This is a genomic window from Streptomyces sp. NPDC096013 (genome assembly GCF_044763565.1).
Classification (GTDB): Bacteria; Actinomycetota; Actinomycetes; order Streptomycetales; family Streptomycetaceae; genus Streptomyces.
This window is the reverse complement of sequence record NZ_JBIWGK010000038.1, coordinates 1-11,438: the sequence shown is the minus strand read 5'-3', so window position 1 is coordinate 11,438 and position 11,438 is coordinate 1. Positions and strand designations below refer to the sequence as shown.

The window sequence follows — 11,438 nt, the reverse complement described above, 5'->3', positions numbered from 1 at the left end:
GGAACGGACGCTTCCTTTGTACTCACCCTCTCGGGCTTTCCTCCGGGCTTTTCCCTTCGGTCTTGCGTTTCCGACTTTATCAGACCGTTTCCGGTGCCGATTTCCTCGGTGCTTTCCAGGTTTCCGCTTTCGCGTTTCCCTTTCCGGCGGTTCCGACTTTATCAGAAGTTCTGAGTCGGAATTTCCGGCCCTCCGGGAGTGGCTCCCGTACACGCGACGTGTCCGGGTTCCCCCTCAGGCGGAGCCGTAAACGTACTGGAGCGGGCCGCCTCGATGCAAATCGAGGCGGCCCGCTCCAGGTTCACACGTACGAGAGGTCGTACGACGGTCAGACCTCGACGACGACCGGGAGGATCATCGGCCTGCGCCGGTAGTTGTCGGAGACCCACTTGCCCAGCGTGCGGCGGATGAGTTGTTGCAGCTGATGGGGCTCCACCACGCCGTCCTGGGCCGAGCGTTCCAGGACCTCGGTGATCCTCGGGACCACGTCCACGAAGGCGGAGTCGTCGATGCCGGAGCCGCGGGCCTGGATGTGTGGTCCGCCCGTGATCTTGCCGGTGGACGAGTCCACGACGAGGAAGACCGAGATGATGCCCTCGTCTCCCAGGATCCTGCGGTCCTTCAGCGCCGGCTCGCCGACGTCGCCGACCGAGAGGCCGTCGACGTAGACATAACCCGCCTGGACCTTGCCCGCGATCTTGGCCTTGCCCTCGATGAGGTCGACGACCACGCCGTCCTCGGCGATGACGATGCGGTCGTGCGGGACGCCGGTCATGGCACCCAGTTCGGCGTTGGCCCGTAGGTGACGCCATTCGCCGTGGACCGGCATCAGGTTCTTCGGGCGGCAGATGTTGTAGAAGTACAGCAGCTCGCCGGCCGAGGCGTGTCCGGAGACGTGAACCTTGGCGTTGCCCTTGTGGACGACGTTGGCGCCCCAGCGGGTGAGGCCGTTGATGACGCGGTAGACCGCGTTCTCGTTGCCCGGGATCAGCGACGAGGCCAGGATCACCGTGTCGCCCGAGACGATGCGGATCTGGTGGTCGCGGTTGGCCATGCGGGACAGGGCGGCCATCGGTTCGCCCTGGGAGCCCGTGCAGACCAGGACGACCTCGCTGTCCGGGAGGTCGTCGAGCGTCTTGACGTCGACGACCAGACCCGGCGGGACCTTCAGGTAGCCGAGGTCACGCGCGATGCCCATGTTGCGGACCATCGAGCGGCCGACGAAGGCGACCCTGCGGCCGTACTCGTGGGCCGTGTCCAGGATCTGCTGGATGCGGTGGACGTGGCTGGCGAAGCTCGCCACGATGATGCGCTTGCGGGCGCTGCCGAAGACCTGCCGCAGGACGTTCGAGATGTCGCGCTCGGGCGGGACGAATCCCGGGACCTCGGCGTTCGTCGAGTCGGCCAGGAGCAGGTCGATGCCCTCCTCGCTGAGCCGGGCGAACGCGTGTAGATCCGTGAGACGGCCGTCCAGCGGGAGCTGGTCCATCTTGAAGTCGCCGGTGTGGACGACCATGCCCGCGGGGGTGCGGATGGCGACCGCGAGGGCGTCCGGGATGGAGTGGTTGACCGCGACGAACTCGCAGTCGAACGGGCCGATGCGCTCGCGGTGCCCCTCGGCGACCTCGAGCGTGTACGGCCGGATGCGGTGCTCCTGAAGCTTGGCCTCGATGAGCGCGAGGGTCAGCTTGGAGCCGATCAGCGGGATGTCCGCCTTCTCCCGGAGGAGATACGGGACGCCGCCGATGTGGTCCTCGTGGCCGTGCGTGAGGACGATGCCGTCGATGTCGTCGAGGCGGTCCCTGATGGACGTGAAGTCCGGCAGGATCAGGTCGATTCCGGGCTGCTCCTCCTCGGGGAAGAGCACGCCGCAGTCGACGATGAGCAGACGGCCGCCGTACTCGAAGACCGTCATGTTTCGGCCGATTTCCCCGAGGCCGCCGAGTGGGGTGACCCTCAGGCCGCCTTCGGGGAGCTTGGGCGGCGGGGCGAGTTCAGGATGCGGATGACTCAAAAGACTCTCCTACCCATGCGCGCCACGTACCTGTGGGCACGTGGCGCGCATGACGTTCGTGCAAATGCAGTTGTCGGATGTGGGGTGCGGGCGCCGAAGCCCCGCGTATTCAGTTGTGAAGTCCGTTGTCAGAGCTGTACCCCGCCGGCGGCAAGATCGATCTTGAGCTGGGCGATCTCCTCGGGCGAGCACTCGACCATTGGTGAGCGCAGCGGTCCTGCGGGCAGTCCCTGCAGGGTGAGCGCGGCCTTGGTGGTCATGACGCCCTGGGTGCGGAACATGCCGGTGTAGACGGGGAGCAGCTTCTGGTGGATCTCGGTGGCCTTCTGGACGTCACCGGAGACGTACGCCTCCACCAGGGTGCGCAGCTCGGGTGTGACCACATGGCCGACGACCGAGACGAAGCCGACCGCGCCCACGGAGAGCAGCGGCAGGTTCAGCATGTCGTCGCCGGAGTACCAGGCCAGGCCGGTCCGTGCGATGGCCCAGCTGGCGCGGCCGAGGTCGCCCTTGGCGTCCTTGTTGGCGACGATCCGGGGGTGCTCGGCGAGCCTGACCAGGGTCTCGGTGCCGATCGGGACGCCGCTGCGGCCGGGGATGTCGTAGAGCATGACCGGTAGTTCGGTGGCGTCGGCGATCGTCTTGAAGTGGCGGTACAGGCCCTCTTGCGGGGGCTTGTTGTAGTACGGCGTGACGACGAGCAGGCCGTGTGCGCCGGTGTGTTCGGCCGTGCGGGCGAGTTCGACGCTGTGGTGGGTGTCGTTCGTGCCGACGCCCGCGATGACGTGGGCGCGGTCGCCGACCGCTTCCAGTACGGCTCGTACGAGATCCGCTTTCTCCGCGTCGCTGGTGGTCGGGGACTCACCGGTGGTGCCGTTGATGATCAGGCCGTCGTTGCCTGCGTCCACCAGGTGGGTAGCGAGCCGCTGGGCGCCGTCGAGGTCGAGTGCGCCGTCCGCCGTGAAGGGCGTGACCATGGCGGTGAGGACCCGCCCGAAGGGGGTCTGCGGAGTGGAGGTCGGAGCCATGGGGAACACGCTACTCGCTGCTCAATGCGGGGTCTGCCCTAGGGGCAGGCGACAAGTCGTGACAAATATGGAGCCCGGCACTGCCTGCTCGGGGGTTCAAGCAGTGCCGGGTCCGTTTGATCAGGCTAGATGAACTTCTCCAAATGCCGCAATACGGACACTTCGCGCGGCCCATCCGTACATGTGTGCCCGAGGGGCAAACAGAGGTGCGCTACGGGGCGACGCGGCCGTTCGCATTGAAGGCGGAGTACGTGAGCGGCATGAGCTTGGCCCACTGCTCCTCCATCCTCTCGCCGACCATCTCGATCTCCCGCTGCGGGAAGGACGGCACCTTCGCCAGCTCGTGCTGGGTGCGCAGTCCGAGGAAGTGCATCAGCGAGCGGGCGTTGCACGTGGCGTACATCGAGGAGAAGAGGCCCACGGGGAGGACGGCACGGGCGACCTCGCGGGCGACGCCGGCGGCGAGCATCTCCTGGTACGCCTCATAGGCCTGGCGGTACGAGTCCTCCATGGTGCGGCCGACCAGCTCCTGCTGGGCCTGGGTGCCCTCCACGAAGACGTACTTGCCGGGGCGGCCCTCCTGGACCAGCTTCCGGGACTCACCGGGGACGTAGAAGACCGGCTGGAGCTCCCGGTACCTTCCCGACTCCTCGTTGTACGACCAGCCCACGCGGTGCCGCATGAACTCGCGGAAGACGAAGATCGGGGCGCTGATGAAGAAGGTCATCGAGTTGTGCTCGAAGGGGCTGCCGTGGCGGTCCCGCATCAGGTAGTTGATCAGACCCTTGGAGCGCTCGGGGTCCTTGCCCATCTCGTCCAGGGACTGCTCGCCGACGGTCGAGACGCGGGCGGCGAAGAGCACGTCCGCGTCGGAGGCGGTGTGCTTGACCAGCTCGACGGTGACATCACTGCGGAAACTGGGCTTGAGGTCGTCGGCGGGGGTGTCGGTCACGGCTCGGAGGGTCCTTCCATCACGTCTCTCGGGCGGCGCCCACTCTACGGCCCGGCACTGACATCGGGGCGTTCGGTGCCGTGCCGCGACATTCGTTGGCGAACTTCTGCGAATTCGGTGAAACAGGGCACCAATGAGGTCGTTCGCTCGTCTGTATTGGTGAACACCACCCGTTCGATCCCCGAAGGGAGAAGCACCACCGATGTTCCGTCGGAGCGAACCCGTCCCGTTCGCCTTCATCGCCGAGACCGACCGCTTCCGCAGCAATGTCACCCCGCCGCCGCGTGAGCGGGCCTCCGCCGGTCAGCTGGCCGGGCGCTGGCTCCTGGGCCTCACCATCGTCGCCGGAATCGTGGGCTCCCTGGTCCTCGGGATGCCGGCGCTGTCGCAGAACAACCTCTCGACACAGCATCAGCAGTCCCAGGCCGCCGACAATCGCTGACCTGCCGCGCGCGGCCGTACAGCTGACCATGACTCATCCGGACCCCCAGCGGTGGTGAGCGAGAACACGGCCGGATAGCCTCACCGGGCACAGCCCACGCATGGATTCAGTGAGGACACCAGCCGTGCCCCTGCCCTTCCTTACGGCCGACCGCGCATTCGAGGCCGCGGACGAGCTCGCGCTGCCGTTCGACGACCGCGACCGCTGGCGGCGCCCCTACCGGCCCGGACCGTGGCGGGTGGCGGTGGCGGCGCTCGTGCTGCTGCTCGCGTCGTACGTGCTGTTCGCCGCGGTCATCATCGCGTTGACCGGCTCGCGGTCCGAGGCCGTGGTGATCCTCGGCATCGCGGTGGTCGTCATCCTCTGCGCCCTGCGGCTGCTGCGCATGGGCGTGTGGGTGAGCGCGCGCGGGCTGCGCGGCGTGCGGTTCTTCTTCACCCGTACGGTGCCGTGGAACCGGATCGTCGCCGTGCGCACGGTGCAGCAGCCGGTGCGCTGGCTCGGCCTGCCGCGCACGGTGCAGGGGCAGGCGCTGGTCCTCGTACGCAAGGACCGTGCTCCGGAGGACGTGACCGCGCTGCTGACCACGCACGACATCGACTTCCTGGCGCGTGCCTCCGCCTTCGACCGGGCCGCGGACTCGGTCGAGGTGTGGTCCGACGAGTACCGGCGGAGCTGACCGCCCGACAGCAGCCGTATGCCGAAGGGGCCGGTCCGCAGCGAGTGCGGACCGGCCCCTTCGACATGCGGTGGTGTGTCGTCCTACGGGTCAGGCCGGGACGGGGCGGCCGTCGTGCAGGGCGATCGCACGCTGCATCGCCTTGCGGGCGCGCGGGGTGTCACGGGCGTCGTGGTAGGCGACGGCGAGGCGGAACCAGCTGCGCCAGTCGTCGGGGGCGTCCTCGGTCTCGGCCTTGCGCCTGGCGAAGACCTCGTCGGCCGAGTCGCGGTCGATGCGGCCGCCCGCGGTGCGCCTCAACTCGTCCACGGGGAGGCCGCCCTCGGCGTCGAGTTCGGCGGCGAGACGGTTGGCGTTCCGGACGAACTGGGTGTTCTTCCAGAGGAACCAGATGCCGATCACCGGCAGGATCAGGACCGCGATCCCGAAGGTGACCGTGATGACCGTGCCCGACTGTATGAGCATGACGCCGCGGCTGCCGACCAGGACGAAGTAGAAGACCAGGACGGCGGCCGTGACGGCGTAAGTGATTTTGGCGCGCATGTCAGCCCAGGTCCAGGAAGTGCTCCAGGCCGAAGGTGAGGCCCGGGGTCGTCACCACGCGGCGGGCGCCGAGCAGGATGCCCGGCATGAAGCTGCTGTGGTGGAGCGAGTCGTGCCGCACGGTCAGGGTCTCGCCCTCGCCGCCGAGCAGGACCTCCTGGTGGGCCAGCAGACCGCGCAGCCGGACGGAGTGCACCGGGATGCCGTCGACGTCCGCGCCGCGCGCGCCGTCCAGGGCCGTGGTGGTGGCGTCCGGCGCGGGGGCCGAGCCGGCCTTGGCGCGGGCCTCGGCGATGAGCTGCGCGGTGCGGGTGGCGGTGCCGCTGGGGGCGTCCACCTTCTTCGGGTGGTGCAGTTCGATGACCTCGACCGACTCGAAGTAGGGCGCGGCGATCTGCGCGAACTTCATGGTGAGTACGGCGCCGATGGAGAAGTTGGGCGCGATGAGGACGCCCGTCTTCGGGGAGGCGGCCAGCCAGCCGGTGAGCTGCGCGAGGCGTTCGTCGGTCCAGCCTGTGGTGCCGACGACCGCGTGGATGCCGTGGTACACGCAGTAGTCGAGGTTGTCCATCACCGAGGCGGGGGTGGTCAGTTCGACCGCGACCTCGGCGCCGGACTCGGTGAGCGTCTCCAGTGAGTCGCCCCGGCCGAGGGCCGCCACCAGTTCCATGTCCTCGGCGGCCTCGACGGCTCGTACCGCCTCGGCGCCGATGCGGCCCTTGGCTCCGAGGACCGCCACGCGCAGCTTGCTCATCGTTCTTGCTTCCTTACCGGATACGGGTTCCGAAGGCGGGTGTCAGGCGACGGCGTCGTGCAGTCGCGCCGCCTGCTTGTCCTTGAGCGGCCCGATGACCGACAGCGAGGGCCGCTGTCCCAGGATCTCGCGGGCGACCTCGCGGACCTCGTCCGGGGTGACCGAGGCGATCCTGCCCAGCATGTCGTCGACGGACATCTGCTCGCCCCAGCACAGCTCGCTCTTGCCGATCCGGTTCATCAGCGCGCCCGTGTCCTCGAGGCCGAGGACGGTGGAGCCCTGGAGCTGGCCGACGGCGCGGCCGATCTCGTCGTCGGACAGGCCGTTCGCGGCGACCTGGTCGAGCTCGTCGCGGCAGATCTTCAGGACGTCGTGGACCTGCGAGGGCCGGCAGCCGGCGTAGACGCCGAAGAGTCCGCAGTCGGCGAAGCCGGACGTGTACGAGTACACGCTGTAGGCCAGGCCGCGCTTCTCCCGGACCTCCTGGAAGAGGCGGGAGGACATGCCGCCGCCGAGCGCCGTGTTGAGGACCCCGAGGGCCCAGCGGCGGTCGTCGGTGCGGGCCAGGCCGGGCATGCCGAGGACGACGTGCGCCTGCTCGGTCTTACGGCCGATCAGCTCGACCTTGCCGGTGGAGCGCAGGACGCGGCGGCCGTCGCGCGGGGCGATGGGTGCCGCCTGGGGGCTGCGGAAGGCGCCCGCCTTGTCGAAGGCCGCGCGCACCTGTCGTACGACCTTGTCGTGGTCGATGTTGCCCGCGGCGGCGACCACGAGGTGGGTCGGGTCGTAGTGCTTCTTGTAGAAGCGGCGGATGCGGTCCGCGGTGAGGGCGTTGACGGTGTCGACCGTGCCGAGGACGGGGCGGCCGAGGGGGTTGTCGCCGAACATCGTGCGCGCGAACAGGTCGTGCACGCAGTCGCCCGGGTCGTCCTCCGTCATGGCGATCTCTTCGAGGATGGCGCCTCGCTCGACGTTGACGTCGTCCTCACGGATGAGGGAGCCGGTCAGCATGTCGCAGACGACGTCGATGGCGAGCGGCAGGTCGGTGTCGAGCACGCGCGCGTAGTAGCACGTGTACTCCTTCGCCGTGAACGCGTTTATCTCGCCGCCGACCGCGTCGATCGCGGAGGAGATGTCCAGCGCGCTGCGCTTGTGCGTGCCCTTGAAGAGGAGGTGCTCCAGGTAGTGCGTGGCGCCGTTCAGGGACGGTGTCTCGTCGCGGGAGCCCACGTGTGCCCAGATGCCGAAGGTCGCGGAGCGGACCGAGGGCAGCGTCTCGGTGACGATGCGCAGGCCGCCCGGGAGGGTGGTCTTGCGGACCGTGCCGATGCCGTTGGTGCCCTGGATGAGGGTTTGGGTACGGGCGACGGCCCGCGCCTCCGAGGAGGTGCGGGCCGTCGCCGTGGAGCTGCTCGACGTCACTTGTCGTCGTCGTCCTTCTTGTCGTCCTCGGCGTTCTCTTCACCCTCGATGACGGGGATCAGGGAGAGCTTGCCGCGGGAGTCGATCTCGGCGATCTCGACCTGGACCTTCTGGCCCACGCCGACGACGTCCTCGACGTTCTCCACGCGCTTGCCACCGGCGAGCTTGCGGATCTGCGAGATGTGCAGCAGACCGTCCTTGCCCGGGAGCAGCGACACGAACGCGCCGAAGGTGGTGGTCTTGACGACCGTACCCAGGTAGCGCTCGCCGACCTCCGGCATGGTCGGGTTGGCGATGCCGTTGATCGTGGCGCGGGCGGCCTCGGCCTGCGAGCCGACCTGGGCACCGATGTAGATGGTGCCGTCGTCCTCGATCGTGATCTCGGCGCCGGTGTCCTCCTGGATCTGGTTGATCATCTTGCCCTTCGGGCCGATGACCTCGCCGATCTTGTCCACGGGGATCTTGACGGTGATGATCCGCGGGGCGTTCGGGGACATCTCGTCCGGCGTGTCGATCGCTTCCATCATCACGTCGAGGATGTGGAGGCGGGCGTCACGGGCCTGCTTGAGAGCGGCGGCCAGGACGGAGGCGGGGATGCCGTCCAGCTTGGTGTCGAGCTGGAGGGCGGTGACGAACTCCTTGGTGCCGGCGACCTTGAAGTCCATGTCGCCGAAGGCGTCCTCCGCACCGAGGATGTCGGTGAGGGCGACGTAGTGCGTCTCGCCGTTGATCTCCTGGGAGATCAGGCCCATGGCGATACCGGCGACGGGGGCCTTGAGGGGCACACCGGCGTTCAGCAGCGACATGGTGGAGGCGCAGACCGAGCCCATGGACGTCGAGCCGTTCGACCCGAGGGCCTCGGAGACCTGGCGGATCGCGTAGGGGAACTCCTCGCGCGTCGGCAGGACCGGGACCAGGGCGCGCTCGGCGAGCGCTCCGTGGCCGATCTCGCGGCGCTTCGGGGAGCCGACGCGGCCGGTCTCGCCGACGGAGTACGGCGGGAAGTTGTAGTTGTGCATGTAGCGCTTGCGGGTCACCGGGGAGAGGGTGTCCAGCTGCTGCTCCATGCGGAGCATGTTGAGGGTGGTGACGCCCAGGATCTGGGTCTCGCCACGCTCGAACAGCGCCGAGCCGTGCACACGCGGGATGGCCTCGACCTCGGCGGCGAGGGTACGGATGTCCGTCACCCCGCGGCCGTCGATGCGCTTCTTCTCCTTGATGACGCGCTCACGGACCAGGGACTTGGTCAGTGCGCGGTACGCGGCGGAGATCTCCTTCTCGCGGCCCTCGAACTCCGGGAGGAGCTTCTCGGCGGCGAGACCCTTGACGCGGTCCAGCTCGGCCTCGCGGTCCTGCTTGCCGGCGATCGTCAGCGCGGAGGCGAGCTCCGGGCGGACGGCGGCGGTGAGGGCCTCCAGGACGTCGTCCTGGTAGTCGAGGAAGATCGGGAACTCGCCGGTCGGCTTCGCGGCCTTGGCGGCGAGGTCGGCCTGGGCCTTGCAGAGCACCTTGATGAAGGGCTTCGCGGCGTCCAGACCGGAGGCGACGACCTCCTCGGTGGGCGCCTCGGCGCCGCCCTTGACCAGCTGAATGGTCTTCTCGGTGGCCTCGGCCTCGACCATCATGATCGCGACGTCGCCGTCCTCGAGGACGCGACCGGCGACGACCATGTCGAAGACGGCGTCCTCGAGCTCGGTGTGCGTCGGGAACGCGACCCACTGGCCGTTGATCAGCGCGACGCGGACGCCGCCGACCGGGCCGGAGAAGGGCAGGCCGGCCAGCTGCGTGGACGCGGAGGCCGCGTTGATCGCGACGACGTCGTACAGGTGGTCGGGGTTGAGCGCCATGATCGTGGCGACGACCTGGATCTCGTTGCGCAGGCCCTTCTTGAAGGACGGGCGCAGCGGGCGGTCGATCAGGCGGCAGGTGAGGATCGCGTCCTCGGAGGGCCGGCCCTCACGGCGGAAGAAGCTGCCGGGGATCTTGCCGGCGGCGTACATCCGCTCCTCGACGTCCACCGTGAGGGGGAAGAAGTCGAGCTGGTCCTTGGGGTTCTTGGAGGCGGTGGTGGCCGACAGCACCATGGTGTCGTCGTCCAGGTACGCGACGGCGGAGCCTGCGGCCTGCTTGGCCAGGCGGCCCGTCTCGAAGCGGATGGTGCGGGTGCCGAAAGTGCCGTTGTCAATGACGGCCTCGGCGTAGTGGGTCTCGTTCTCCACTAGCGTTTTCTCCGTTACTTGTCGTCTTTCGTCCCTCCCCGCCCGTGTGGCGGGGGGACGGTGGCGGAGAAGCGCTGTCTGGTGCGGGCCGGTCTTCGATCGAAGCACCCGGGGCGTCAATGCCCGGGGGCCACTACCGAGGACCGGCGGCTGCGAGGCGCGCTTCTCCTCTTCTTTGTCGTGCTGTCTTCGTACGGTGTGGTGCTCGGTCGTACGTCCTGCGTCGTGCGTTGTGCTACCACACTACAAAGCGTGAGTGACACTCCGCACGTTTCCGCCCGTACGGGCAGTGCGCGCGTACGGGCAATCCGTACGTGCAGCGATCCGCACGTACGGCGATCCGTACGTACGGCGAAGGGAGCGGCTCCCGATCGTTTCGGGAACCGCCCCCTTCACGGCGTCTTACTTGGCGCCCGCCGCACCGCGGCGGATGCCCAGCCGGTCAACCAGGGCACGGAAGCGCTGGATGTCCTTCTTGGCCAGGTACTGGAGCAGCCGGCGGCGCTGGCCGACCAGGATCAGCAGACCACGACGGGAGTGGTGGTCGTGCTTGTGGGTCTTGAGGTGCTCGGTCAGGTCCGAGATGCGGCGCGAGAGCATGGCGACCTGGACCTCGGGGGAGCCGGTGTCGCCCTCCTTCTGACCGAACTCGCTGATGAGCTGCTTCTTCGTAGCGGCGTCGAGCGACACGCGTACTCCTCGTAGTCTTGGATGTGCCACCGAGTGCCCCTGGTCCACTTCTCAGGGGAGCTTCCGTGACTCGTGTGGCGGGTCCGCCGCGCGCGGCCTCCAGGGCATGAGCTCCGGGGGTGCGTACACAAACGGCCGCTACACAGCGTACCAGCCTGGGGCGATGCCCCGATCCAGCTCCCCGAAGGGCCCTGACCGGCCCGGACGCGGCCACTAGGGTGATTCCATCCATGGACGGAACGCGGAAACCCATGGTGGAACACGTCGGTTCTTCGGGAAGGGGTCGCCGCGCCATGGCGGAGACGGAGCAGGAGATCAAGGCACGCAAGGAGCGGGAGCGGGACGAGCTGTACGCCCTCGACATCTCGGGTGTGGAGTGGCGCAGCGCGCCGGGCACGGAGGACCACGAGGAGCGCGTCGAGATCGCCGACCTCCCCGACGGCGCGGTGGCCATGCGCTCGTCCCTCGATCCGGAGACCGTGCTGCGGTACACGGAGGCGGAGTGGACGGCGTTCGTGCTGGGGGCGCGGGACGGGGAGTTCGATCTGGAGGCGGGGGCGGGGGAGCAGCAGTAGTCGTACGCAGGCATGAGGGGGGGGGGCGCCGGGGGGGGGCGCCCCCCCCCCCCCCCCCCGGCCCCCCCCCCCCCCCCCCCGGTGCGGGGGGCCCCCCCCCCCCGCCCCCCCCCGGACACC

Annotated in this window: 11 protein-coding genes; 3 read left to right on the top strand and 8 right to left on the bottom strand. The window is 68.8% G+C overall.

All coding sequences use genetic code 11. From position 1 onward, the window contains the following. Positions 1-328 precede the first annotated feature (328 nt). From ACIRB1_RS46975 to thyX, 3 genes are all read right to left on the bottom strand, one after another. Positions 329-2,014, bottom strand: coding sequence for a ribonuclease J (locus ACIRB1_RS46975; RefSeq protein ID WP_352182166.1), 1,686 nt, complete (start codon positions 2,012-2,014; stop codon positions 329-331). A 128-nt stretch (positions 2,015-2,142) separates the two neighbouring features. Further along, the gene (gene dapA / locus ACIRB1_RS46970; protein ID WP_328828348.1) at positions 2,143-3,042 is read right to left on the bottom strand and encodes a 4-hydroxy-tetrahydrodipicolinate synthase; all 900 of its coding nucleotides are present in this window, start codon (positions 3,040-3,042) and stop codon (positions 2,143-2,145) included. 211 nt (positions 3,043-3,253) lie between these two features. After that, the gene (thyX, locus tag ACIRB1_RS46965) at positions 3,254-3,994 is read right to left on the bottom strand and encodes an FAD-dependent thymidylate synthase (RefSeq protein WP_352182167.1); all 741 of its coding nucleotides are present in this window, start codon (positions 3,992-3,994) and stop codon (positions 3,254-3,256) included. A 202-nt stretch (positions 3,995-4,196) separates the two neighbouring features. Between thyX and ACIRB1_RS46960 the strand changes: the two genes are divergently transcribed. Both ACIRB1_RS46960 and ACIRB1_RS46955 read left to right on the top strand, forming a co-directional pair. Beyond that, positions 4,197-4,436, top strand: coding sequence for a hypothetical protein (locus ACIRB1_RS46960; RefSeq protein ID WP_266773139.1), 240 nt, complete (start codon positions 4,197-4,199; stop codon positions 4,434-4,436). A gap of 124 nt (positions 4,437-4,560) precedes the next feature. Beyond that, the gene (locus ACIRB1_RS46955) at positions 4,561-5,115 is read left to right on the top strand and encodes a hypothetical protein (protein ID WP_352182168.1); all 555 of its coding nucleotides are present in this window, start codon (positions 4,561-4,563) and stop codon (positions 5,113-5,115) included. A gap of 90 nt (positions 5,116-5,205) precedes the next feature. Here the strand turns inward: ACIRB1_RS46955 and ACIRB1_RS46950 are convergent, their stop codons facing one another. The 5 genes from ACIRB1_RS46950 to rpsO all read right to left on the bottom strand — a co-directional run bounded on the left by ACIRB1_RS46950 (position 5,206) and on the right by rpsO (position 10,743). Further along, positions 5,206-5,658, bottom strand: a complete 453-nt coding sequence (locus tag ACIRB1_RS46950) for a hypothetical protein (protein WP_266773136.1) — start codon at positions 5,656-5,658, stop codon at positions 5,206-5,208. 1 nt (position 5,659) lies between these two features. After that, positions 5,660-6,412: a 4-hydroxy-tetrahydrodipicolinate reductase gene (gene dapB, locus ACIRB1_RS46945; protein ID WP_352182169.1), complete on the bottom strand. Its 753-nt coding sequence runs from the start codon at positions 6,410-6,412 to the stop codon at positions 5,660-5,662. A 42-nt stretch (positions 6,413-6,454) separates the two neighbouring features. Further along, a complete protein-coding gene (locus ACIRB1_RS46940; protein WP_403470103.1) occupies positions 6,455-7,834 on the bottom strand; it encodes a M16 family metallopeptidase in 1,380 nt (459 codons plus the stop codon). Beyond that, positions 7,831-10,053, bottom strand: a complete 2,223-nt coding sequence (locus ACIRB1_RS46935) for a polyribonucleotide nucleotidyltransferase (protein WP_403470102.1) — start codon at positions 10,051-10,053, stop codon at positions 7,831-7,833. The genes ACIRB1_RS46940 and ACIRB1_RS46935 overlap by 4 nt, the downstream gene beginning before the upstream one ends. Before the next feature lie 402 nt (positions 10,054-10,455). Then, on the bottom strand, positions 10,456-10,743 hold the full coding sequence (rpsO, locus tag ACIRB1_RS46930) for a 30S ribosomal protein S15 (RefSeq protein ID WP_019064787.1): 288 nt from the start codon (positions 10,741-10,743) through the stop codon (positions 10,456-10,458). A 293-nt stretch (positions 10,744-11,036) separates the two neighbouring features. Between rpsO and ACIRB1_RS46925 the strand changes: the two genes are divergently transcribed. Continuing rightward, the gene (locus tag ACIRB1_RS46925) at positions 11,037-11,318 is read left to right on the top strand and encodes a DUF397 domain-containing protein (RefSeq protein ID WP_352182172.1); all 282 of its coding nucleotides are present in this window, start codon (positions 11,037-11,039) and stop codon (positions 11,316-11,318) included. The last annotated feature ends 120 nt before the right edge of the window (positions 11,319-11,438 follow it).